Raw genomic sequence first — 25,371 nt, 5'->3', positions numbered from 1 at the left:
AGTCACCCCTTTTGTTTGATTATACAAATAGTAATTGAAAGTGGTTTTAAATGCCTTTTTATGCAAGCATGTGACATTTTAACCAATAAGTGGATTCATATTTATATTTTGTTAATAATTATTAGGCCAATAGGCTTATTTGTATAGGGTTTCAGCTACTTTTGCGTCCTAAAATTTTTAATATAAATAATGAAAAACAATTTCAAAACATTTCAGCGGGTATTTTAACCTTACTGTTATTTTCTTTAACATCTATGGCTCAACCAAATTACGATGCAGGATTCGATTCATTAGTATATTACAGGGTTAACACAAGCAACGGATTAAGCAAATGGCCCATGTATTACAATGAGGAGATTACTTTCTCAGGGCGTATATTTAACTATGGGCTTCTCAATTTTGATTCGGTTTTAGTTTCCCTTGATGTAAAAGACCAAACGGCCACTACTATCTATACTAGTTCGGTTGTTCTGCGCGGTTTTGATACCATCACAACCGGAAATTACTTGCCCTATCGAGTTGGAAAATTTTTGGCAACACAAAAAGGGGTTTATAGGGGCATATGCACCATTACTATGTATGGGCAGATAGATGGAAACACATCAAATAACATTGATGAAAAATATTTTGAAATAACGGATGATGAACTCGCTCGCGACAATTTAAATTTTCAGGCCATCATTGACACGGTAACAGGACTAAATGCTCCCGGGCAAAACGGAAAAATGTGTCAAACGTATCTCCTTAAAAAAGATGACTATATAAGTTCCGTAAAAATCAAGTTGTACCAACCAACTTTTGGCGATTCGGTAAAAGCCTTTATCATGAAATTTGATACTGCGCTAAACTATCCTGATACCAATAATATCATCGTTTACGAATCCAATATGTATTACATACAAGCAGCCGACACCTTAGGTGAAGTAGATATTACTCTTAACTTTCCGCTTAATACCAAACTTACGGCAGGAGGTTATTGCATTGGAATTTATGAATACGATTATTCAATTAACATAGCCTGCTCAAACCGGGGATGGAATGCTTTTCGCAATTTCTTTTATTACGATGCTTTAGGAGGATGGGTACGCAACGAGGCATTTGATGCCTATTTTGCATATTATATACACCCTATCTTTTCTTGCCAAATGACATCTTCCTCCACCGTTTCAACATTACCTTGCAATCCTAATGGTGCCGCCATTAGTGTTGCGTATCAGTTTAATAAAGGGGCTGTTTCATTTTTATGGAATAATGGAAATACAACCAACACCATTAGCGGCCTTGCAAATGGCGTGTACACCTGCACCATGACCGACAGTGCCGGATGTCAGAGCATAGCCACCGTAAATGTTATTAACGCCCTGCCGGCTATTGATAGCATTATTGCCACACCTTCAGGATTTTCCTCCTCTAATGGCACTGCTACACCTTACGTAGTTTCACCTAATGGCATTGCATCCTACCTTTGGAGTAATGGCAGTACCAATGGCCAACTAGCAGGTGTGCCTGCCGGAACTTATACCGTTACCGTTACAGATGCTAACGGCTGCACCACTACCGGCTCGGTGTTTATTCCTTTAGCAGCAAGTGTACAATCGCTTGCTCAAAGTAATGTAATCATGTATCCGGTACCTGCCTCCGACTACCTCATGCTCTCCAATCTGCCGGCAGAAGGAAACCACATAGTGCTGTTGGATGTAAACGGCAGAATTGTTAGAGATATTTACGTTCCTGCATCCACTCCGTTTATCCGATTGAATGTAGAAGATGTTGCCACAGGCATTTATGCAATAAAACTTACATCGAAAAGCAATATTTATTCCGGCACATTGATTATTGAATAAATAAACTTTTGGCAAATAACAAACAAGAACCTGCATACTAAGTATGCAGGGCTTTTTTTCTATGCTACCTTTTAAGTCATTACTTTGGTCATGCTGTTTTTTATCGGTTACAAATGTTTTAACCTGCTGCCACGCTGGTGCTTCATCGGCAACTTTAAAAATCTCATAGCATGGTAGGAGCGATATCTTAGTTGAATCAAACAACGCCTCTTTAGTTTAGCTCCTACGGAGCTAAACGGTTTTCCTCGAAAATGCGTTCAGTTCTATTATCAATTTGATAGATGTTTATTGGGTGCAACAAAAATTCTTTGATTAATAGAGGATAGCTTCTCAGAATAGGAAATTAAAAATCCTTAAAGGTTTGCTTTTTTAAAACTCTCATACACTTGTCTTGATGCATGTGTTTTTAATGCCTTGCTCATTTTTCAAGAATACATGAGAAGCATTTACATCCAATTAGCATTGAGTAACATCACACCATAAAAAAAACAAGCTTGAAACGTATAGGGTTATAGTTACGCATGGAGATAAGAATCAGGAAGTGTAGAATTCTTTCAATTATTATGACCATCTATCACTATAAGATAGCCTTACAAAAAATTAACGCAATGAAGATGTTGGGTAATTTCCCTTTACCAAAAACAGTTACACGAAAGCAAAATGCTATTCAGGTTCTTTCAATTCGCCTTCCCACTTACTCACTACAGCGGCAGCAACCGAATTACCAACCACGTTGGTGGCGCTACGTCCCATATCTAAAATTTGATCGATGCCCAGCAATAAAGCCAAACCCTGCTCTGGTAATCCAAACTGAGGTAACAAAGCTGCAATTACCACAAGCGAAGCGCGTGGCACTCCCGCTACTCCTTTGCTCGTTACTAACAAAATGAGCATCATGGTAATCTGCTGACCAACGCTCAGATCCATCTTATATGCCTGAGCAATAAAAGCAGTTGCAAAGGTCATGTACATAATACTTCCATCGAGGTTAAACGAATAACCAAGAGGTAAAACAAAACTCACAATGCGATCGCTACAACCGAAACGCTTAAGGGCTGACACCGTTTTTGGAAAGGCGCTTTCGCTACTGGCGGTGCTAAAGGCAATAACAACTGGCTGCGAAACATCGCGCAACAAGCGCAAAAACTGAATGCGTAATAAATAGCAAATAAAGCCAAGTACAATGATAGCAAAGAAAAACAAGCCTCCATAGAAAACGGTTATCAGATAAGCGTACCCTTTAAGAATGCCAATGCCATTTTTGGCAATAACATTAGCCATTGCACCAAATACACCCAAGGGAGCCACATACATCACGTATGCGGTAATCTTAAACATGACTTCGCTAAGGGCATCAAGCCCGTGTACGATGGGTTTGGCCCGCTCGCCCAAGGATGCAACTGCAACACCAAAAAACAAAGAAAATACTACGATACTCAGAATGTTGTTGGTAGCCATAGCCTCCAGAATACTTTTAGGAATTAATTGCTCAATAAATCCTTTAAGTGTGGGCGCCTTGCTTGCATCTACATCACTGCTAAGATTGGCCATGGAACTAAAATCGAGGTAATGCCCGGGCTTAAACACGTTTACTAAAATTAAACCTAGTACCAGCGCCAAAATGGTTGCAAAGTAAAACCATCCAAGGGTTTTGATACCAATACGGCCAACCGTTTTAAAATCGCCAAGTTTGGCAATACCCACCACCAGGGTACTAAATACCAGTGGCGCAATAATCATTTTAATCAGGCGCAAAAAATATCGCTGAACAAGACAATTTTGTCGCAAAAAGCTTTTTGCGTTTCTGTGGTGTGATAATTGAGGAAAACATATTGGCCTATAACTACACCCAAAGCCATACCAATAAAAATCCACCAGGTAAGCGATATTTTTCGTAGCATATAAATTGTGTTTTGTTTGCTTGCAATGATACTATATAGTTTTGATGTGCCTGCAATATCCGCAGCGGCTTTTTTACAATATACCGGGCGCATGCTTTTTCTTCCATGCATATTACCTGCTGATTGATTACTATTGCGCCAGCAAAAAGATTAGAAAAGCAATGAATATTACGGTACTTTATATTATCCTGATCATTACCACCATGATCGCCATTATAAAGAGTTTTGAATATTTTGGACTTAGCAAAGTACAGGCCCTCATTGCCAATTACTTTACAGCCGGCATATTTACCTTTAGCACACAAGCCTCCGAAAATTTACAACATCTGGATATGATACCCGGCATACTGAAAGGTGCAGCACCAATGGGATTGGTTTTCTTTTCGGTATTTTATCTTACCTCGCTGGTAGCAGAAAAGCACGGTCTCGCCATTATGAGCGTGCTAAACAAAATGAGTGTTATTATCACCATAATTATCAGTACCTTATTATATAATGAAATAATAACAGTTACAGGATATGTTGGTATTGCCCTTGCCCTGATAGCCATTTTGCTTACAAATTATAAAGACAGCGAAAGCAAATCGCCCATGACACTGGCATCGTTCTTTTTACTGCTCGTGTTTTTTATTGGCAGCGGAATGGTAGATACAAGTATTAAGTTCATGCAGGCAAGGCTTATAACTCGCACCCCATTTGACAACGAAACCTTGTACATAAGTTGTGTATTTGCTATGGCCGGCATCTGGGGTATGTTTTACTTACTAAAAGAACTGGCACAAGGAACAGATAAACCATCACCCAAGAGTATAGGTGCTGGAATTATATTGGGAACCGTAAACTACTTCTCCTTGTTTTTTTCTTATGAAAGCTCTAAAAGCGCCCGGAGCACAAAGCTCTCTAATATTTGCAATAGTTAATATTGGGGTAATTATAGGAGCCTCTGTGGTAGGATACTTTGTGTTTAAAGAACGATTCAGCAAAATAAACTATGCCGGATTTGTGCTGGCACTCGTATCAATTTATATACTTAACAAAGGATAATATACGTACAATTATCGCTTTCTAATCAAATTTAATAATTTTTTCTTTGCCCTTGTAGCCTTTAGATGAAACTCTCGGTAATTATTGTAAACTATAATGTTCAATATTTTATTGAACAATGCCTGCACTCGGTGCTAAAAGCTGCACATGGTATTGCGCTTGAAGTTATTGTGGTGGATAATAATTCGGTAGATGGTAGTGTGGCCATGATAGCACAAAAATTTCCGCAGGTAACGCTGATTGGCAACAAAGAAAATACCGGCTTCAGCAAAGCAAACAATCAAGGAATAAAACTTAGTAAGGGCGAATATGTGCTCTTGCTCAATCCTGATACACTGGTCGAAGAGGATACATTTGAAAAAGTAATCCGCTTTATGGACGCGCATCCCGATGCTGGTGGACTTGGGGTTTATATGATTGATGGCAAAGGAAATTTTCTTCCTGAATCGAAACGTGGCCTCCCTACTCCATCCGTTGCTTTTTACAAAATATTTGGGCTCTCAGCATTATTTCCAAAGTCCACTACATTTGGAAAATATCACCTGGGATATCTTGACAAAAATAAAACGCATGAAGTTGAGATACTGTCAGGAGCATTTTTGCTCCTGCGAAAATCGGTAGTTGATAAAATTGGTTTGCTTGACGAAACTTTTTTTATGTATGGCGAAGACATCGACCTTAGCTATCGCATATTAAAAGCAGGCTATAAGAATTACTATTTTCCCGAAACACGAATTATTCATTACAAAGGAGAAAGCACCAAAAAGAGTAGCGTAAATTATGTGTTTGTGTTTTACCGCGCCATGATCATTTTTGCACAAAAACATTTTAGCAAACAAAATGCAGAAGTTTTTTCCTGGCTTATAAATATGGCTGTGTACTTGCGTGCAGCCATGGCAGTTGTTGCCCGCTTTATGCGCAACATTGCTGCACCTGCAACCGATTCCCTGTTTATGTATGCGGGCTATATTATTCTTAAAATTTACTGGGAGGACAAAATAAAAGTATTCGATTATCCTTCTTTTTATGAAACCATCATTATCCCCTGCTATGTACTCATATGGCTTACCGGCATTTTCCTTAGTGGCGGCTACGATAAGCCCGTTAATTATATAAAACTAATTCGCGGGGTGTTTTATGGCACGCTTTCAATACTAGTGGTATATGCCTTACTGCCCGAAGATATGCGCTACTCTCGTGCCTTAATTATGTTGGGCACCTTGTGGGCGGCAGCCTCCATTGTATCTTACCGTTGGCTTTTTCAATTGTTTAAGCTCCCGTTTTTTACATACAACAGTTCCATTAAAAAGCGAATTGCCATTGTTGCTTCCAACAAGGAATGCCAGCGTATATTACAACTGTTAACAGGCACCGGTTCAAATTACCAATTCATTGGTCAGATTTTTTCTGTAGGAGAAAACGAAGGTCATGACGAAAATTACCTTGGCTCTACCGACCGTCTAAACGACCTGTGTCAGGTATATCAGGTTGACGAGTTGGTTTTTTCATCAAAAGACATAGCGGCACATCAAATTATTGAATTGATGCAAAAAAACCTGAATCCAAAAATTGAATTTAAAATTGCACCTGAACAAAGCAGCTACATCATTGGTAGCAACAGTATTCATGAGCAAGGTAAACTATACCTGGTAGATATGAATACCCTTTCGCATCCTGAAAATGTGCGCAACAAGCGGATTTTTGATTTTGGCCTTGCCTTCTTATTGTTGTTAACCATGCCTATATGTGTTTGGTTTATCAGAAACAAATGGGGCTTTATAAAAAATGCTATTGCCGTATGGATGGGAAAATACAGTTGGGTTGGATTGACAGAAACCATGCAATCAAAAAATACACTTACCAAACCGGGAGTGCTCACTCCTGCCGATGCATCGGCAACTGTAATTGCAGATAAAGACACGCTCGAACGCTTGAATATACTGTATGCACGTAATTTTTCGGTAAGCGAAGACTTTAACCTGGTGGTAAAAAATTTCAAAAATCTGGGTCGCTCTATTTCTAAAATAAGTGAAAGTTAAAATTACTTTTAAGCGAATTCTACTTTTCTCTTTCTGAGTTTTATAGCATTTGCAGGTTATCATTATAAAATGACAAGTTACCTGCTGCGGCAATTGCGAGGGCAATTGCATATTATGTGGAATGCCGAAAACATACACGATGCCCTACAATCTACTGCCTATACCAATGAACAAAAGCAAAAATTAAAACTAATAGAAAACATATGCAACTATGCCTATGATAGTCTTGGATTGACAAATCATAAAAATTATACGACCATATACAATCAACACCACAAGCCCATTATGTTTGTGGTTGCGGCCTGCGAGCCCTATGCATTGCAAGCCCATGATTGGCAATATCCCCTATTGGGTAATTTAAACTACAAAGGCTTTTTTGACAGCACAGCAGCTTATAATGAAATGAGCAGGTTGCATCAACTTGGTTACGATGCCTCGGTAGGTTATGCCGGAGGTTGGAGCACTTTGGGGTGGCTAAAAGATCCTGTACTGAGCAATATGCTAAGGCGTAACGAAGGGCAACTAGCTGAGCTCATCATTCATGAGTTGGTACATGGTACTGTTTTTAAAAAAGGTGATGAACGCTTTAATGAAAATTTTGCCACTTTCGTTAGTGAACATGCCACGCTATCATTTTTAAAAAGTATGGACCGCAATGCTGACTCAATAATTCAAAAATATGTGAACTGGCGAAATGATGAAATTATTTATGGCAACTACCTTTTAACATGTGCAGATAGTTTAGCCGGATTTTACAAAAGCATAAACCAAGTTGACAGGACAACAGCAAAAAATTAAAAACCGAAAAAATCTTACAGCTAATGCAAGCCATCGATTCTTTGCCGCTTAACAACTATCTGCGTTACCGTTGGAATCCATCCACTGACAGCCTACCCGACAATACTTTTTTTATGGACAATGCCATGTACCGCGACTTGCTTGAAAATTTTTCACGCGAATTGAAAAATAATTTCAGCTATGATTTACCGGCCATGATAAAATATTATCAAAAAAAATATCCGCCAACGTTGTGGTAAAGCTCAATGGAATGCATGCTCTGAAGCACAAACAAATTCGCGACTATCCCAAATTTTAAACAAAATTTAATACCCTCCCCTATTAAATTAGCTATAATGGGCATGCATTATTCGCAAACAAAAAATTACCTTCGTGCTTCCAATTAAAAAAAGAAAATATGAAAATTAAATTGATACTACTGAGCATGGTATATGGTATATGTTGCACTGCCCAGGAAAGCAACTGGAAATACCCTGCAACAAAAAAGGTAGATCAAACCGATACTTATCATGGCACACAGGTACAAGATCCCTACCGTTGGCTTGAAAGTGATACAAGCAGCGAAACCATGGAATGGGTACAAACACAAAACGAATTTACAGAAAAACACCTGTCAACCATTGGCATGCGCGATAGCATACGCTCACGCATGACCGCTTTGTGGAATTATCCCAAATACCAGCCACCATTTAAATGCGGGACAGCGTACTTGTATTTGCGCAATCAAGGCATCGAAAATCAATACACACTTTGGTATCAACGTAGTTTGCAACACATTGCCATGCAAATACTCGACCCTGCACGCATCGATAACAATGGCGGAGCTTATTTGTCGGATTATACCCCTGACAAATCGGGAGCTTTTGTAGCTTTTAATGTGGCGCGTAGTGGCAGCGACTGGCAACAGATACGGGTGAAAGAAGTAAAGTCTGCGAAAACATTAACTGACTCAATTGATGATGTTAAGTTCTCTAACATTGCCTGGCAGGGACTTGGATTTTACTACAGCAAATACTTGAAGGATAAATCGAATCTACTTTCCAATAAAAATGAAAACCATAAAATTTACTTTCATCAACTTGGCACTACACAAGACAAAGATGTAATGGTATATGAAGACAAAAAATTTCCATTGCGAAATTTTAGTGCACAAACTACCAGTGATGAAAGCTTTTTGATTGTATATGGAAGCGAAAGCACATCGGGAAACTCGCTCATGTTTAAAGATCTTCGCCAACAGGGTAGCACCTTTATTACGGTTGTCGATAGCTTTAATTTCGACTATCAGGTGATTGATAATATTGGCACAAAACTATTGGTGTTTACTAACGATGGCGCACCCCGCGGACGACTGATAGTAATTGATACAAAAAATCCAGCAAAAGAAAAATGGCAAACACTGATTGCCGAACAAGATGATGTAATGCAAAGCGTGAACATGTGTTCTGAAAAAATCGTAGTAAAGTATATGCACGATGCCAGGCATGAGTTAAAAATTTATAATTTAAAGGGAGTGTATGAAACAACACTGCAAGTACCGGGTTCCAATACCATTGAAATGATTACAAGTAACCGTGAAGATAGTCTTGTGTTTTTTTCGGCAACAAATTTCATTAGCCCACAGGTGATTTATAAATATGATGTTTATAAAAAAATTCTTGCCATTCACTTTGAACCTAAATTACCTTTTGATAAAAATGACTATGAAACCAAACAAGTATTTTACAAGAGCAAAGATGGCACACGCATACCCATGTTTATTACCTACAAAAAAGGGATAAAACAAGATGGCAATAACCCTGTTTTGTTGTTTGGCTATGGAGGCTTTAATATAAGCAAAACTCCCGAGTATAAGCCTGAGCGCATGGTATTTATTGAGCGTGGTGGAATATTTGCAATGCCATGCATTCGCGGTGGTGGTGAGTACGGTGCAGCCTGGCATAAGGCAGGTACTAAATTGCAAAAGCAAAATGTATTTGATGACTTTATTGCTGCTGCCGAATTTCTTGTTGCAGAAAAGTATACTACACCTTCAAAACTTGCCATTAGCGGACGCAGCAATGGTGGCTTACTGGTAGGTGCATGTATGACCCAACGCCCCGACTTGTTTAAAGTTGCATTGCCGGCTGTGGGCGTGTTAGATATGTTACGCTATCATTTATTTACCATAGGTTGGGCATGGAAAACCGATTACGGTTGCAGTGATAACGAAAGTGAATTTGCAACGCTAATCAAATATTCTCCTTTGCAAAATGTAAAACAAGGTACCGCCTATCCCGCTACGCTAATAACTACCGGAGATCATGACGACCGCGTAGTGCCTGCACATTCATTTAAGTTTGCAGCTACGCTTCAAGCAGCACATGGAGGAAACAATCCTTTACTGATACGAATAGATACCAATGCAGGGCACGGTGCCGGCAAACCAACATCAAAGTTGATTGCTGAGCAAACCGATGTTTTTTCTTTTATGATGGCACAGCTCGGCATGAAATTTTAATTTCATCCCATCGCTTCTTAAACCATTACCGCCTCCTATTTTTCATACCTTTGACCACTACAATGCAAATTCTTCTTCATTACCTAAAAAACTATAAAGGCTACTTGTTAGTAGCCTTGCTGCTGGCTGCTATTAATCAAAGTTTTTCGATGATGGACCCTTATATAGCAGGCAAAATGATTGATCGTTTTGGTGTGAAAGCCAAAGATATTTTTAATGGTAATGCAATGGAATTCCTACATAGCATTATTTATTATTTGCTTGCCATAATGGGCGTGGCCATGATTTCGAGGATTGCAAAAAATTTTCAGGACTATTATACCAATGTGATTACACAAAGCATGGGAGCAAAAATTTATAGCGATGGCATTGCACATTCTATCGAGCTTCCGTATGAGGTATTTGAAGACCAGCGAAGTGGCGAAACCCTGGGCAAGTTACAAAAGGTAAGAATCGATAGTGAGAAACTGATTATATCATCCATCAATATTGTTTTTCAAACGCTGGTAGGATTAATATTTGTATCCGTTTATGCAGTGAGACTGCATTGGGCGCTCATTCCCTTTTTCTTATTTGCTGCAATTTTGTTGGTCGTTACAAGTAATTTCCTAAGTAAAGGAATAAAAAAAATTAGCCGCGAAATAGTTGGTGAAACAACTGCCCTTGCAGGCAGCACCACCGAATCATTGCGTAACATTGAGTTAGTAAAAAGTTTAGGCTTACAGAAACAGGAAATTTTACATCTTAATGGAATTACAAAAAAAATTCTCAGTCTCGAATTAAAAAAGTGCGGTTTGTACGCAGTCTAAATTTTATTCAAGGCACGATGGTAAATTTTGTGCGCACTAGTTTTGTGTTTCTGTTATACTACATGATCTTTAAAAACACCATTACGCTTGGCGAAATGATGACCATGACCTTTTACTCCTTCTTTATTTTTGGCCCATTGCAGGAAATTGGAAATGTAATTGCGGTATATCGCGAAGCTGAAGTATCGCTCAGCAATTTTAAAGGCATTATGGAAACACCGCTCGAACCGCGTGCAGAGCAGCCTGTGCCACTTGGCTCCTTGCAACACATCGAATTCAACAATGTTGAATTTAAACATCAATCTGCAACCAGCCCGGCATTGAATGGGGTTAACTTTAAAACAAAAATTGGAGAAACCATTGCATTTGTTGGTCCATCGGGAAGTGGAAAAACTACGCTGGTAAAATTGCTTGTTGGCTTGTACCGACCCAATCAAGGGGATGTGTTGTACAACAAAAAAAGTATTAATGATATTGACCTTGCCGAGTTGCGTAGCACCCTCGGTTTTGTAACACAAGACACCCAATTATTTGCCGGCACCATTAAAGAAAATCTTTTGTTTGTAAATCCTACTGCAACTGACGAGGAACTGAATCGCGCCTTGCAACGTGCATCATGCCAATCGCTATTATCTCGAGCTGATAATGGTATAGAAACAGTAATTGGCGAAGGGGGTATAAAAGTTTCGGGAGGCGAAAAACAACGCCTATCAATTGCACGGGCATTGCTACGAAATCCGGCCTTACTCATTTTTGATGAAGCCACCTCTGCCCTTGACTCGATAACTGAAGAGGAAATTACTTCCACCATTCGCAGCATTTCTAAAAGCGGTAACCATATCACCATTCTTATTGCACACCGCCTAAGTACGATTATGCATGCCGATAGAATTTATGTTTTAGAAAAAGGAAAAATAGTAGAAGCCGGAAAACACGATGACCTCGTTAAAGAAAAAGGTTTGTATTATGCCATGTGGCGTCAGCAAATAGGCGAACGCACTTATACAAAGCCGGTTCTAAATTTAAATTAATTACTGCTTAATTATTTTGTGCAACTGTTGTCCTCCATGCATGTAACTTACATGTATAAAATATACTCCGCTCGTAAACTTACTCATATCAATAACAAGCGATAACTCATTTTGAAAACTTGAATTTGCAGGCAGGCGCATGCCTGCTGTATTGTAGATGCTTATTGCTTTTATCTCCTTATTAGAAGTTAACTGTACAAAATTTACACATGGGTTTGGGAACAGGGTGGTATGAGCAAGTTCTTCTTCAGCGATGGAAGTAAAAAAGGGTGTAAACACTACGATACCATTGCTTGAAGTTCCGGCCCAAATTTCTCCTGCATGGCAAGTAACACAAAGTACTGAGTTATCGGAAAAGGTGGGAATGTTTGAGGTATTATAACTTAAAAAACTAATTCCATATTTGTACAGCACCCCACTATCAAGGCTTGCCATCCAAATGTTGTTTTTATCATCAATCTCAAAATCGTTAAGTGAGTTGGATGCAATGCCAGAAGAGGTGGTACTGTAATTTACAAACGAAATGCCGTTGATAAATGCCGTAATGCCATTGGCAGGCATAGCCAACCATAGGATGTTATTGGTATCTTTCAAAATATCGAGAACGGTATTATCAGGCAAAAACGAATTTTGGTAAGTTAGCGTAGTATATAAAGTATCGGACTTAAATATCGACAATCCCCCATTTATAGTACCGGCATATAAGGTATTATCAACATCAAAAAAAAGACCGGCTACATTGCTGCTTACCATTCCCGAATTAAACATATTAAAGGTGGTCCAGTTAGTACCATCAAAACGCCCGAGCCCGCCAATTGTTCCTACCCAAATTACTCCTGCGGTATCAAAGGCAATGCATTTAACAGAGTTATCAGGAATACCGCTATTAAAGATATCATACACCGTATACGTAGTGCCATCATACTTTACCAATCCACCGTTTGCAGTGCCAATCCAGGTATTGCCAAGCTTGTCAAAAGCAACGGTACGTATTGCATTATCAGGCAACCCTGAATTGGCAGTTGTATAAACAGCCCAAGTGCCGGCATTATAGGTGCATAAGCCATAATCGGTACAAATCCACATAGTGCCTGTACTATCCCTTTTAATGCTTCTTACTGTATTGTCAGTTAATGGAGAGTTGCTAGTATTGAATAACTGCACCGATTGCGCTTTTGCAAAAGAAATAAAGACGAATAAAAAGATTACTTGACTGAAATATTTTTTCATGTGGCAAATGTATGTTTGATGGACTTAAAAGTACAAATAAATTGAAATGAAAGTAATCTTAAACAGAGATGACTTAAATCAGTTTTGGGGCGAATGTTTTGAAATCGTTACTCGATTTATCCTTGTCCATATTCAGTATTATTAATCTTTGTAAGATTACTTACCTTTGTCACATGAGTAAAAAGGGACGGATACTAGTAGCCATGAGCGGTGGAATCGATAGTTCGGTTACAGCCATGCTATTACACGAAGAAGGATATGAAGTAATAGGACTAACCATGAAGACGTGGGACTATGCCGGCAGCAGCAATAAAAAAGAAACCGGCTGTTGCACATTAGACAGCATAAACGATGCTCGTGTAATTGCAGTTCAAAAAGGTTTCCCGCATTACATACTCGATATTCGTAGTGAGTTTGGCGATTATGTGATAGATAATTTTGTTGATGAGTATATGGCAGGACGCACACCAAATCCTTGTGTATTGTGCAATACCCACATCAAATGGGATGCATTAATACGGAGGGCCGATATGTTGGATTGCGAGTTTATAGCCACGGGCCACTATGCGCAAGTGCGCAAAGAAAACGGGCGTTATGTTATTTCTAAAGGTATTGATACTGCAAAAGATCAAAGCTATGTGCTTTGGGGCTTAACGCAAGATGCCATGGCGCGGACTAAATTTCCGATTGGCAACTTTCGTAAATCAGAAATTCGTGATATGGCTTCTAAAATGGGCTTTGATGAACTAAGCAAAAAAGGCGAGAGCTACGAAATATGTTTTATCCCTAATAATGATTATCGCGAATTTTTAAAGTTTCGTGCTCCTGACAAAGTGAACAATTTAGACGGAGGAAATTTTATTGATACCACAGGAAATGTTATTGGCAAGCACAAAGGCTATCCATTTTATACCATTGGTCAGCGCAAAGGCCTCGAAATTGCATTTGGCCAACCTATGTACGTTACACATATAAATCCAAAAACCAACACCGTTACACTTGGACAATTGGAAGAGTTGGATAGAACCACCATGTTGGTACGCGATTATAATCTGCAGAAATATGCAACAATTGATGGCAGCCTTGATGCCATAACTAAAATACGATACAAGGACCCCGGCTCACCAAGCACGATACAATTGGTTGGTGATAAAGTAGAAGTCACTTTTAATAAAAAGGTGGCAGCCATAGCACCCGGACAAAGTGCGGTTTTTTATGAAGACAATGATGTAATAGGTGGCGGATTTATCGAAAGGCAGGATTAATACGAATCATACAAATGGAATTTTAGATAAGCGATGATTAATATATGCAATAATGCCTGAACTTATCCCTGGCAGGTTGCTCCTCAGCAGAGCCTGATTCCGTTTCAGTTCATGTTTGCAATTTTCAATCTCAAAAACTGTATTTACAAACTGCTAAATTTTCCAGCCACATTATAGTAAATTATCTTATATTTGCATTACTATTTAATCACTCTTAACCTCTAACTCTAAAATCTAAAAATTATGAAAAAAACACTTACCGTTTTTCTTGTACTTCTATTAATTTTCTTCTTTAAAAATGATAAATTAATAGCTCAGCATTCTTGCAACTATTGTGATGCAAGTTTTCGACTTGGAGATCCGAATCCGCATTATATTACTGATGCAGTTTTAGTAGAATATATCAAAGCCTTTAGGGCAAAATTTTCAAAAGCAACTTTTTATGGTGGAACTATTTATGGAGATTATGACTATTTTTATAACTTGGCACTTGCTGATTATAAAGTTATTAAATTTCATTTTTGTTCTTTAGGAGACGATTCACGAAAGCTTTTTTTGGCTTTTGAAGGTGGTCAATGCACTTCGGGGGTTCTCGATCTTAGTGTTCATGATTGTTTAATTTCTTGTGATGAAATGTTTGGCCATTTAGCAATTAACCCACCAGAAAATTATTTGTCAAGACTTGAAAGCCATACGATCCCTCCTGCATTTAGCATACCGCCTACTGCGGAAGATGATTATTCCTGTCAACAGCTACCAGATTCTAATGTTACTAGATACAAAAAAAATCTAACGAACAATGAATATTATAATGCTGATTTTGGTTGTGCTGATTTCGTGGGTTGCTTTAATTTTGACGCAACAATTGCTACTATTTTTAGCACCTATCCTAAATGTAAAGGCATAAGATATTATTTTGGTTATGATAGTAAAATTACTAGAGGCAGTAAAATTAGAGTTATTTTAGTGGGTGTAGATGCAAATGGAAAAAATATTCGAAACTCCTGGAAAGAAAACTCCAGACCAAATTAAGTAAATTATGATTTAGAATGTGGTTTGTAAAAACAATCTTTTGCTGTTTACTTTTTGCATCATACAGCAATAATAAGACCCAAATACCAAACACTACATTTCAAAATAATTCAATTGCTGCAACCCCTTCAAAAGTGGTTGCAGCAATTCCTTTTTTAGGAAATACGCTATGGTTGGCACCTCCATTAAAACAACCGCTACCAAACGGCCTTTTTGTAACCACTCAAAATTTCAATACCAATAATGGATTAGCGTTAAGTTCTATTAATTGCAGCTATTGCGATAAACAAGGCAATGTTTGGTTTGGTACCGATGGCGGTGGTGTGAGCAGGTATGATGGTAAGTCGTTTACAAATTTTACAACAAGCAACGGACTTGCCAATAATGCTGTTGTAAAAATAACTGAGGATACTAAAGGTGCTATTTGGTTTCTTACCAATGGTGGTGGCATTTGCAGTTACAATGGAATATCGTTTACTATTTATTCTGAGCCATGGCAAGGTGTAATTAAAGATGATTTAAAAACAATTTATTGCGACCAACAGGGAACAATTTGGTTGGGAACAAAAGCGGTTTAAGATATTTTGATGGAACTTTTTTTGCCCCTTTTATTATTTCAAAAGATAGTGTTCAACCATTTGTAAAATGCATTACAGACGATAAATTTGGAAACCTTTGGATTGGTACCAATAGCAGTGGAGTTATAGTTTACAATAAGCATAAGACCAAAAATTATACTACAGTTGATGGTTTAATAAACAACGCTGTGAAGTGCATTACTGAGGATGCTGATGACAATATTTGGATAGGAACAGAAAGTGGCGCAAGCTGTTTTGATTCAAAATCTTTTAAGCCATACAATGCTGCTTGCGGCTTGTGCGATAAAGCGGTGACACAAATAAAACTGGATAGTAAAGGCAACCTGTGGTTTTGCACCGATGACGGAATTAGTTTGTATAATAAAAATGCAATCCCATGTTTTTCAAAATTGAATGGATTGTCTGCATTCGAAGTTAATTGCATTACCCAGGATTTATCGGGAAGTTTATGGCTGGGTACTTATGGCAATGGCATAGAAAGGTTCGATGGCAATTCGATAATTGATTACACAACAGAACAAGGCCTTGCCGACAATTTTATCAATACCTGTATTCAAGATAAAAATGGTGATTACTGGTTTGGAGGAAATGACTATGGCGCAAGTTGCTATAACAATAAATATTTTTTTAATCACTCCACATTTCAGGGTTTACCTGCCAATTCAATTCATGATATTAATAAAGATAAAAACGGTGATTTATGGTTTGCCACAGGTGCCGGTGTTTCATATTACAATGGTAAATCTTTCACAAATTTTAAAGAACAATTGGCACATTCCAATGTTTGGGTTATTACAAGTGACAGAGATGGCAACTTATGGTTTGGTACCGATAACGGAATAACAAAATATGATTGGCATAATTTTACAAGCTATACCGATTTTGGAGTTTCGAGCCATCAGGTAAAATCGATAACACAAGATGTGTTTGGCAACATATGGATGGGTACTACGGGTGATGGTGTAATTTGTTTTAATGGCAAATCGTTTATCAACTACAACGTTAAGGCAGGGCTGGCGGGCAATACCATGTATTGTATTACTTCCGATAGCAAAGGCAATCTATGGTTTGGTACCGATGGTGGTGGCATTAGCCTGTTGCGAAAAGAAGACATTCCTATTTTATCATCCAACAAGCCAAATAAAAAGTACAATCCTGTTTTTCAAAATATTACAACCACACAAGGCCTTGCTGACGATGTGATATATAGCATACTGGAAGATGAAAAAAACAACATAATCATCGGAACCAATTTGGGAATTACTTTAATAAAAGGCGGATATAATCCGGGTGAAAAACCCTTTTCGAAAGACAGCATTTCGTACTTTAATCAAAAAACAGGCTACCCTATAAAAGACATTAATGTAAATGCAATGTATATCGATACCAAAGGTATTTTGTGGGCGGGCACTGGCGACAAACTTATTAGTTTTGATTACAACGACATCTCGAAAAACAACCTGAAACCAAAAGTGGTTTTACAAGCCCTAAAAATCAATAACACCAAAATCAGTTGGTATGATTTGTTTGATAAAAAAATACTTGACTATACTGATAGCATTAGCACATCACCAAATAAATCGGAAGAAGTAATAACGTTCGGTCATCTTTTAAACGATTCTTTGCGGCAAATGATGAGAACAACTTTTGCGGGAATAAAATTCGATAGTATAACTCCTTATTATCCTTTACCTGTTAACCTGGTTTTGCCATGTCAAAAAAACAATATCACATTTGATTATGCAGCCATAGAACCTGCACGTCCTTTCCTTGTGCGCTATAAATTTATGTTACAAGGCTATGATAAAAACTGGAACCCCGAAACCGAACGTACCACTGCCGAGTATGGCAACTTGTTTGAAGGCGATTACACCTTCATGTTAAAAGCCAAAAGCCCCGATGGAATATGGGGTGATACTATAACATACAGTTTTACAGTGTTACCGCCATGGTACCGTACATGGTGGGCTTATATGTTGTACGTAATTTCATTTGTCACTGCATTTATCACCTTTATAAGATGGCGCGAAAGTGAATTGAAAAAAAAGAATGTCATCCTCGAACAAAAAGTGGAAGTTCGTACAGCAGAATTAAAAAAAGAAAAAAACCTTTCTGAAAGTTTATTGCTGAACATATTACCTGAAGAAATTGCAGCTGAATTAAAACAAAATGGCGAAGTGGTTCCAAAAGATTTTGAATGCGTTACTGTGCTATTTACCGATTTTAAAAACTTTACCCTCATGAGTGAAAAACGCAATGCACATGAATTGGTAAACCTTATTGATTTCTATTACAAAACATTCGATAACATTATTTCGAATTATGGCATCGAAAAAATAAAAACTATTGGCGATAGCTATATGTGCGTTGGTGGATTACCAATCGAAAATAAAACCAATCCATACGATACGGTTATGGCAGCCTTGGAAATAAGAGATACTATTTTGAAGGAAAAAGAAATAAGACAAAAAGAAGGCAAAGATTTTTTCGAAATCAGAATAGGTTTGCACACAGGGCCTGTAATTGCAGGCATTGTAGGTTCAAAGAAGTATGCCTATGACATTTGGGGTGATACTGTAAACATTGCATCACGCATGGAAAGCTCAAGTGAAGCGGGTAAAGTAAATATCTCAGGGCATACATACGAGTTAATAAAAGATAAATTCAATTGCACATATCGTGGCCCGATAGCAACAAAAAATAGAGATCTTATTGAAATGTATTTTGTTGATAGTATAACGCAACAATAAGTCATTGCTATTATATTTAATTTGCCGATTAACTATTTCCAAAACATTTAAAGGCGCTCCCAATACTTTGCACCCATCCAAATCTTCGACACATTCCACATGGCATGTCGAAGCACATATAATTGAACATTTGTAATGTTTTAAAGTAGCAATATATGAGCATTATATGATTTGTCAATACCCTCGTCCTCGATTAGTCTTAGCAATGCCTGTAAGCAGGTGTCTTGTGCACTGGGTATAATTGGAGGATGAATTAACCATGTTGCATCCACATTTCAAAAGGCAGACAAGCGATGTGTAAAATTCATTTCATCTTTAAACAAAAAAAAACGCCAATACAAATGACCAGCGTTTTCAATAAGGCTTTTTTTATATAGGTTATGCTCCAATCATAAATTTTTCGAAAGCAATACGCAAGTCTGCTTCCATTATAGGCTTAATTAAGTATTCTGAATTTGATATTTCACGAGCGCGTTGCATGGTTGCCAATTCGGAATTGCCGGTAGAAAATATAATTGGCAAATGATGCGTTTCGCGCACCTTGCGGGCTGTATCTATTCCATCCAAGTTTCCTGCTATTTTCACATCCATCATAATAAAATCAGGCGATGTTTCTCGCAGTTTCTCTTCTACTAAGTCGCTATTAGCTACCACTGCACAAACCTGATAACCCATGCGCTTAAGTAACGAACGATAGAATAATGATAATACACTATCGTCCTCGACTATCAGAACCTTTTTATTTTCCATAAACATTTGCTTGTTTGAGAGATGCATGGCAAATAAAATACTTTGCACACTATTCACAAGTAGATTCGCCTTATTCTTATTAAAAATAAGTTTTCTTATTGGGCAATAATCAGAATATTACTTACGAAATAATCGCTTAAAGAAAGAAGGGCGCTTTTCATTATCGCTATAGTATTTATACTTGCTATTGTAACCGTGATAGTGTCCATAGTTACCATATCCCTTATCAAGATCGGCTGCATTAAGTAAAATGTGCATGTTGGGCACTTTGTTTTCTTTACGCAATTCCTCGAGGGTAGCAAGAAATTCCTTTTTCGAAAAATTCTCGCGAATCACATACACATTCATATCGCTGTAATGCATTAATACAAAACCATCCGATAGAACTCCAATAGGCGGTGTGTCGACAAAGACATAATCGTAATTGGCTCTAAGTTTCTCGAATAACTGCTGCATAGGTCCGCCCGAAAGTAACTCCGAAGGATTATCGGGAATAGGACCTGCGGTATATAAATGCAAATTCTTGATATGTGTTTCTTGCACAATTTCTTCGAATGAACATTGACCGCGCAAATAATTAGTTATACCAATATCATTATCAAGATTAAACTCTTTATGCAAGCGTGGTTTACGCAAGTCAAATCCCAAAATTGCGGTTTTATAATTCTGCATGGCGAATACCGTTGCCAGATTGAGCGACATGAATGTTTTACCTTCCCCGGCAATGGTTGAGGTAATTAATATTACCTGGTTTTTACCATCGGGATCGCTCAATTGAATATTGGTTCTTATACTTCGTAAGCATTCAGCAACTACACTCTTTGGATTATCATAAACATATAAGCTTCGCTTGGTGTCTCCGCCCTCTTTCATCCCTATCACACCCAGCACCGGTATGTTGGTATTGGTATCAATATCATCGCGGCTGCTAACCGTAGATTTAAATACATTTTGAAAAAACACCAATGTACTTGGGAAAATAAAGCCAAGCAAGGCAGCAATAATGGCTATCAAAATTTTCTTGGGTGCCACAGGCTTATCGCTTACCACTGCATCATCCAACACCCGGTTGTCGGGTTTCATGGTAGAGAGCTGAATATCGGTAGCCTGCTTTTTTTGTAACAAGTATAAGTACATTTTAGAGTTTACATCTTGCTTACGTTGCAGGTTCATAAACTCTCTTTCTTGCTCAGGAATTTGTTGTGCATTGCGCTCGTACTTTTGTAATTGGTCTTTTATGGATGCATCGGCAATAGATGCCTGATTGCGTATTGACTTAATGGTTTCAAGCATGGCGGCTTTGGTACTTTCCATTTGCTCGTCAACAATTTGAACCTGTGGGGTAACCTTACCTGTGCCTCCTACCGAAAGGCTTCTTCGCTTTAGTTGTAAATTTCTATAATCATTTATCAAATCTACAAGCAGCGGTTCGTCAATACCAAAACTTGAAGGTGTAACCACACTAAAATCACTATTCTTTTTTACAAAGCCTTCCAGTGTTTCAAGGCTCTTTATTTTTACATCGGATTGTCGCAATTGCAAATCTGTCTCCTGCAATTGTCCCAATAAGTTTTTTGACTGCTCGCCCAAATTCAGGGATTGCGTTCGTTGGCGGTAATCGGCAAAATTTTTCTCTACCGTGTTCAATTCATCATTGGTGGCAAGCAATTGCTCTTCTATAAAAGCAAGTGTTGTATTGGCTTCCTTAATTTTGTCTTCCAGTTCCTTATTAATATACACCTGCCCTATTTCGTTTAGCACATCAACTGCCCGCAGGTAAGTTGTCTTTGTAGGTAAGATTGATAATGGTGCCGATCTTATCAGCATCTTCAATGGTAAGGTGCCCAAATGAATTTGATACAGCTGTTGGTTCATCATAACAAACAAATGAGTATCCAGTAATTTCAGGATCGAATTTAACCGTATCACTCTTGGTAATCATGAACTCAAAATACTTTGTTTTAATTGGTTGACCCCAGGTATGCAATTCATTGTAAGTAAACTCAGGCATTTTGCTGCCATCGTACTCACATTTTAATTCAAATTTATTTAGACCGCTTGGTTTAATGTAAAACTTCTGACCATTTTGATAAAACTTATTTATAGAAATAATTTCCTTTGCAAATGGCAATCGCTTGTACAATGGGTACGGTGGATATGACGTTTCGTTGTAAACAAGCGTGCGTAAATGCAAATTCTGAACTACCTTACTCAATACAGAATAAGAACCAAGAATGGCTTTTTGATTGCTCACATTGGTTTGTGAACCAAACATGCCACCGTCATTTATAATTTGACTTGCATCGCCTCCGGGAGCTTTGGCATCTTTAACAATAATACTTGAGGTGCCTTCATAAACAGGCAATGCAAATAGCAGGTAAACAACTGCAAGAGCACCAAAAATGATAAATGAAAGCATAAAATAAAACCACTTATCCCGTAATGCGTGGAATACTTTAACCAGGTCTATTTCATCCTCGTTTATTTTTCGTTGAGCTTCTATTCGTGACATTATATTTAAGCTGTTTTGAGTTGATAAAAAAATTTAGTTGGTACGTATAGCAAAAAAAGTAGCAACCAAAATAGCGGAAGAAACTGCTGTGCTTATTATTTGAATTATAGGTTGTGCATTTGCAGCAGCACGTCTGCGCAACGGACGAATGTATAATACATCATCCTGATTTAGATAATTGAGAGGCGTGTTTAAAAAATCTTTATTGGTGAGGTCTAATATAATTTCTTCGAACTTGCCATTTGCTTTGCGAAAAATCTTGATATCGGTTCGACTGCCAAACTGCGTAAGGTCACCTGCAATGCCAAGCGCTTCGCTAATAGTAACCGATTCGTTTGGAATATAATATTGGCCGGGCTTGTTTACTTCACCTAACACAGTTATACGAAAGCTCAATTTTTTTATTACAATTACCGGATTGGTAATGTACTCTTTGTATTCTTTTATGATTGCTTCCTTGCATTCATTTAAGGTAAGTCCATCTACTTTAATCCTACCAACAAGGGGTAATTCTAACATTCCATTATTGTCAACAATAAAACTGCGTTCATAAAAAGTACGAGTATCTGTCATACGTTGATCCATGGTACTGCTGATGCCTGGTACCGCTTCAGGGTTATCAATAAAAAACTGTACCGTAATAAAGTCTTGCTTGTAAACTTTGAGCAAAAATTCGCCCGTATTGCCGGGTGACTGCATGGGATTGCCTTCTGAGGGAGATGAGCTTCCCGATTTATCCTGAAAGTAAACAATCTTCTTTTGCGACTGGCATGCACTTAAAACGCATATCACCACCAGGACGTAGCAAAATTGTCGGAAATAATTTTTCAATTTATTATAAGTTTAGATAGAACAGAATTGATATACTAACTATTTGCCAACCACTGCACGGCCAATTACAATTTTCTGTACTTCGCTCGTACCTTCATATATCTGGGTAATTTTGGCATCGCGCATGAGTCGCTCCACATGGAACTCTTTAACAAACCCATAGCCGCCATGCACTTGCACCGCTTCTATGGTAGTATCCATGGCTACTTTAGAAGCAAACAGTTTGGCCATGCTACCGGCAATGGTGTATTCCTGACCCTGATCTTTGAGCCATGCAGCCTTTAAACATAATGCTCGTGCAGCTTCTATTTGCGTGGCCATATCGGCAAGCTTGAATTGTATAGCTTGATGATTACATATTTCTTTACCAAAAGCTTTACGCTCTTTTGAATATTTTGTAGCTAGTTCAAATGCACCTGAAGCAATACCTAACGCCTGCGATGCAATTCCTATTCGACCTCCACCTAACGTTTTCATGGCAAACTTAAAACCAAAACCGTCCTCCCCTATTCTGTTTTCTTTAGGAACTTTTACATCGGTAAACATTAATGAATGCGTATCGCTGCCGCGAATTCCTAATTTATTTTCTTTTAGCCCTACCGTAAAACCAGGCATATCGCGTTCTATTATCAAGGCATTAATTCCCTTATGGCCTTTGGCAACATCGGTTTGTGCAATAACCAAATAAGTTGATGCAGTACTTCCGTTTGTTATCCAATTTTTAGTACCATTAAGAAGGTAATGATCTCCCATATCAATGGCAGTGGTGCGCTGCGAGGTAGCATCGCTACCCGCTTCCGGTTCCGAAAGGCAAAAGGCTCCAATTTTTTCTCCCTTGGCCAGCGGCACAAGGTATTTGCGTTTTTGTTCTTCGTTACCAAATGTTTCGAGGCCCCAACATACCAATGAATTGTTTACAGACATAACAACTGAGGCACTTGCATCCACCTTGCTAATTTCTTCCATTGCCAGCACATACGAGATAGTATCCATACCACCTCCACCGTACTCCGGGCTTACCATCATTCCTAAAAAACCGAGCTCCCCAAGTTTTTTGATTTGTTCAGCAGGAAATTTTTGATGTTCATCGCGCTCTATTACTCCGGGAAGCAATTCGTTTTGGGCAAAGTCGCGTGCTGCCTGACGAATCATTTCGTGTTCTTCGGTCAACTGAAAGTTCATACGCTGAAAAGATTAGATTTAATTATAGGTGAATTTGAAGCGCAAAAGTAATTTTATTTTATTCGATGACAATAGGTGAAAAACTTATATTTTAGTCAAACGTAGAACCTTTACAATTACTTAAACATTACACAGATCCATAAAGATTATGTTTTCGTTTTTGAAAATGATGATTGGCGCAATTGCGCCAATTCGCGTTAGTGAATGTTGAATACATGAACTCGATAGATTGCTCAATGGTCAACACGATTAAAAGTGCACACTAAATGGCTCGTCACCTTTTTGCATATTCCAATTGCGATTCTATCTTTGCCCATCCTTTTAATTAATCAAGCTAAATAATAAAAGATGTCACACAATTTGCTTAGCGGCAAAAGGGGAATAATTTTCGGAGCATTAGATAGCAACAGTATTGCTTGGAAAGTAGCCCTTAAAGCGCATGCAGAGGGAGCAAAATTTACCCTCACCAATGCCCCTGTTGCCTTACGCATGGGCACCATTAAGGAACTTGCCGAAAAAACCGGTGCCGAGGTAATTGGCGCAGACGTAACGTCACTGCCTGACCTTGAAAACCTCTTTAAACAATCTCAAGAAAAACTTGGTGGCAAAATCGACTTTGTTCTACACAGTGTAGGTATGAGTTTAAATGTTCGTAAAGGCAAAAGTTATAACGACCTCGATTACGAGTACATGCACAAGACAATGGACATAAGTGCCATGTCGCTCCATCGAGTTTTGCAAACTGCACTAAAGTTAGATGCGCTGTCACCCGAAGCTAGTGTTATTGCTCTTACCTACATTGCAGCACAGCGGGTTTTTCCCGATTATAATGAGATGGCCGATGCTAAATCGTTGCTTGAAAGCATAGCACGTAGTTTCGGTTACCACTTGGGCAAAGCTAACAGAATACGTGTTAATACCATATCGCAATCTCCTACCAAGACCACTGCTGGCAGCGGAGTTAAAGGCTTTGATGCCTTTTATAATTATGCCGAGGCTATTTCGCCACTTGGTAATGCCAGTGCCGAGTCGTGTGCTGATTATTGTGTAGTCATGTTTAGCGATCTTACCAAAATGGTTACCATGCAAAACCTTTTTCACGATGGCGGTTTCAGCTATACAGGGGTTAGTCATGAGGTAATGGAAAAGTTTATGTAGTGCAGTAAACTGTCAATTGCATGTAAAAATAGATTGGTTAACAAAATTTTTAATGCAAGAAGTGAGTTATTTTATCATGTTTGACATCGCAACAAT

The 25,371-nt window shown here is 38.3% G+C and carries 17 protein-coding genes and 2 pseudogenes; 12 read left to right on the top strand and 7 right to left on the bottom strand.

Annotation, left to right across the window (positions count from 1 at the left end; translation table 11 throughout):
- Positions 1 to 254: 254 nt before the first annotated feature.
- Positions 255 to 1,844: a T9SS type A sorting domain-containing protein gene (locus IPO27_08165; protein ID MBK8846498.1), complete on the top strand. Its 1,590-nt coding sequence runs from the start codon at positions 255 to 257 to the stop codon at positions 1,842 to 1,844.
- Between the two features lie 663 nt (positions 1,845 to 2,507).
- On the opposite strand, the pseudogene IPO27_08160 reads toward IPO27_08165, so the two are convergent.
- Positions 2,508 to 3,745 (bottom strand): annotated as a pseudogene (locus IPO27_08160) (dicarboxylate/amino acid:cation symporter).
- Between the two features lie 161 nt (positions 3,746 to 3,906).
- Between IPO27_08160 and IPO27_08155 the strand changes: the two are divergent.
- The 6 genes and pseudogenes from IPO27_08155 to IPO27_08130 all read left to right on the top strand — a co-directional run bounded on the left by IPO27_08155 (position 3,907) and on the right by IPO27_08130 (position 11,966).
- Positions 3,907 to 4,665, top strand: a complete 759-nt coding sequence (locus IPO27_08155; GenBank protein ID MBK8846497.1) for a hypothetical protein — start codon at positions 3,907 to 3,909, stop codon at positions 4,663 to 4,665.
- 189 nt (positions 4,666 to 4,854) lie between these two features.
- Entirely contained in the window at positions 4,855 to 6,828 is a 1,974-nt protein-coding gene (locus IPO27_08150; protein MBK8846496.1) for a glycosyltransferase, read from the top strand.
- A 69-nt stretch (positions 6,829 to 6,897) separates the two neighbouring features.
- On the top strand, positions 6,898 to 7,626 hold the full coding sequence (locus IPO27_08145) for an aminopeptidase (protein MBK8846495.1): 729 nt from the start codon (positions 6,898 to 6,900) through the stop codon (positions 7,624 to 7,626).
- 23 nt (positions 7,627 to 7,649) lie between these two features.
- Positions 7,650 to 7,865 carry a hypothetical protein gene (locus IPO27_08140; GenBank protein ID MBK8846494.1) on the top strand — a complete coding sequence of 72 codons (216 nt, stop codon included), beginning with the start codon at positions 7,650 to 7,652 and terminating at the stop codon, positions 7,863 to 7,865.
- A gap of 158 nt (positions 7,866 to 8,023) precedes the next feature.
- Positions 8,024 to 10,126: a S9 family peptidase gene (locus tag IPO27_08135; GenBank protein MBK8846493.1), complete on the top strand. Its 2,103-nt coding sequence runs from the start codon at positions 8,024 to 8,026 to the stop codon at positions 10,124 to 10,126.
- A 62-nt stretch (positions 10,127 to 10,188) separates the two neighbouring features.
- A pseudogene (locus tag IPO27_08130) lies at positions 10,189 to 11,966 on the top strand (ABC transporter ATP-binding protein).
- Here the strand turns inward: IPO27_08130 and IPO27_08125 are convergent.
- Positions 11,967 to 13,196, bottom strand: coding sequence for a T9SS type A sorting domain-containing protein (locus IPO27_08125; GenBank protein ID MBK8846492.1), 1,230 nt, complete (start codon positions 13,194 to 13,196; stop codon positions 11,967 to 11,969).
- A 173-nt stretch (positions 13,197 to 13,369) separates the two neighbouring features.
- On the opposite strand from IPO27_08125, the gene mnmA reads away from it, so the two are divergent.
- From mnmA to IPO27_08105, 4 genes are all read left to right on the top strand, one after another.
- The gene (gene mnmA, locus IPO27_08120; protein ID MBK8846491.1) at positions 13,370 to 14,461 is read left to right on the top strand and encodes a tRNA 2-thiouridine(34) synthase MnmA; all 1,092 of its coding nucleotides are present in this window, start codon (positions 13,370 to 13,372) and stop codon (positions 14,459 to 14,461) included.
- A gap of 243 nt (positions 14,462 to 14,704) precedes the next feature.
- Positions 14,705 to 15,493 carry a hypothetical protein gene (locus IPO27_08115; GenBank protein ID MBK8846490.1) on the top strand — a complete coding sequence of 263 codons (789 nt, stop codon included), beginning with the start codon at positions 14,705 to 14,707 and terminating at the stop codon, positions 15,491 to 15,493.
- 17 nt (positions 15,494 to 15,510) lie between these two features.
- Positions 15,511 to 16,071, top strand: coding sequence for a hypothetical protein (locus tag IPO27_08110; GenBank protein MBK8846489.1), 561 nt, complete (start codon positions 15,511 to 15,513; stop codon positions 16,069 to 16,071).
- On the top strand, positions 16,047 to 18,842 hold the full coding sequence (locus IPO27_08105; protein ID MBK8846488.1) for a hypothetical protein: 2,796 nt from the start codon (positions 16,047 to 16,049) through the stop codon (positions 18,840 to 18,842). The genes IPO27_08110 and IPO27_08105 overlap by 25 nt, the downstream gene beginning before the upstream one ends.
- A 378-nt stretch (positions 18,843 to 19,220) precedes the next feature.
- Here IPO27_08105 and IPO27_08100 read toward each other — a convergent pair whose 3' ends face one another.
- From IPO27_08100 to IPO27_08080, 5 genes are all read right to left on the bottom strand, one after another.
- Positions 19,221 to 19,592, bottom strand: coding sequence for a response regulator (locus IPO27_08100; protein MBK8846487.1), 372 nt, complete (start codon positions 19,590 to 19,592; stop codon positions 19,221 to 19,223).
- A gap of 117 nt (positions 19,593 to 19,709) precedes the next feature.
- The gene (locus IPO27_08095) at positions 19,710 to 21,419 is read right to left on the bottom strand and encodes a polysaccharide biosynthesis tyrosine autokinase (GenBank protein ID MBK8846486.1); all 1,710 of its coding nucleotides are present in this window, start codon (positions 21,417 to 21,419) and stop codon (positions 19,710 to 19,712) included.
- Complete coding sequence (locus tag IPO27_08090) at positions 21,355 to 22,104, bottom strand: hypothetical protein (GenBank protein ID MBK8846485.1); 750 nt, start codon at positions 22,102 to 22,104, stop codon at positions 21,355 to 21,357. The genes IPO27_08095 and IPO27_08090 overlap by 65 nt, the downstream gene beginning before the upstream one ends.
- A gap of 33 nt (positions 22,105 to 22,137) precedes the next feature.
- The gene (locus IPO27_08085) at positions 22,138 to 22,935 is read right to left on the bottom strand and encodes a polysaccharide biosynthesis/export family protein (GenBank protein MBK8846484.1); all 798 of its coding nucleotides are present in this window, start codon (positions 22,933 to 22,935) and stop codon (positions 22,138 to 22,140) included.
- A gap of 39 nt (positions 22,936 to 22,974) precedes the next feature.
- Complete coding sequence (locus tag IPO27_08080) at positions 22,975 to 24,117, bottom strand: acyl-CoA dehydrogenase (GenBank protein MBK8846483.1); 1,143 nt, start codon at positions 24,115 to 24,117, stop codon at positions 22,975 to 22,977.
- A 348-nt stretch (positions 24,118 to 24,465) separates the two neighbouring features.
- On the opposite strand from IPO27_08080, the gene IPO27_08075 reads away from it, so the two are divergent.
- A complete protein-coding gene (locus IPO27_08075) occupies positions 24,466 to 25,275 on the top strand; it encodes an SDR family oxidoreductase (protein MBK8846482.1) in 810 nt (269 codons plus the stop codon).
- Positions 25,276 to 25,371 lie beyond the last annotated feature (96 nt).

This window comes from Bacteroidota bacterium, from assembly GCA_016714535.1.
Lineage (GTDB): Bacteria > Bacteroidota > Bacteroidia > AKYH767-A > OLB10 > JADKFV01.
This window is presented reverse-complemented; position numbering and strand designations above follow the sequence as displayed.

Excerpts from the sequence above, each read along its gene's own strand:
- IPO27_08165 (MBK8846498.1), top strand. The coding sequence starts at position 255 with ATGGCTCAACCAAATTACGATGCAGGATTCGATTCATTAGTATATTAC.
- IPO27_08155 (MBK8846497.1), top strand. The coding sequence starts at position 3,907 with ATGAATATTACGGTACTTTATATTATCCTGATCATTACCACCATGATC.
- IPO27_08150 (MBK8846496.1), top strand. The coding sequence starts at position 4,855 with ATGAAACTCTCGGTAATTATTGTAAACTATAATGTTCAATATTTTATT.
- IPO27_08145 (MBK8846495.1), top strand. The coding sequence starts at position 6,898 with ATGACAAGTTACCTGCTGCGGCAATTGCGAGGGCAATTGCATATTATG.
- IPO27_08140 (MBK8846494.1), top strand. The coding sequence starts at position 7,650 with ATGCAAGCCATCGATTCTTTGCCGCTTAACAACTATCTGCGTTACCGT.
- IPO27_08135 (MBK8846493.1), top strand. The coding sequence starts at position 8,024 with ATGAAAATTAAATTGATACTACTGAGCATGGTATATGGTATATGTTGC.
- IPO27_08125 (MBK8846492.1), bottom strand. The coding sequence starts at position 13,196 with ATGAAAAAATATTTCAGTCAAGTAATCTTTTTATTCGTCTTTATTTCT.
- mnmA (MBK8846491.1), top strand. The coding sequence starts at position 13,370 with ATGAGTAAAAAGGGACGGATACTAGTAGCCATGAGCGGTGGAATCGAT.
- IPO27_08115 (MBK8846490.1), top strand. The coding sequence starts at position 14,705 with ATGAAAAAAACACTTACCGTTTTTCTTGTACTTCTATTAATTTTCTTC.
- IPO27_08110 (MBK8846489.1), top strand. The coding sequence starts at position 15,511 with ATGTGGTTTGTAAAAACAATCTTTTGCTGTTTACTTTTTGCATCATAC.
- IPO27_08100 (MBK8846487.1), bottom strand. The coding sequence starts at position 19,592 with ATGGAAAATAAAAAGGTTCTGATAGTCGAGGACGATAGTGTATTATCA.
- IPO27_08095 (MBK8846486.1), bottom strand. The coding sequence starts at position 21,419 with ATGCTGATAAGATCGGCACCATTATCAATCTTACCTACAAAGACAACT.
- IPO27_08090 (MBK8846485.1), bottom strand. The coding sequence starts at position 22,104 with ATGTCACGAATAGAAGCTCAACGAAAAATAAACGAGGATGAAATAGAC.
- IPO27_08080 (MBK8846483.1), bottom strand. The coding sequence starts at position 24,117 with ATGAACTTTCAGTTGACCGAAGAACACGAAATGATTCGTCAGGCAGCA.
- IPO27_08075 (MBK8846482.1), top strand. The coding sequence starts at position 24,466 with ATGTCACACAATTTGCTTAGCGGCAAAAGGGGAATAATTTTCGGAGCA.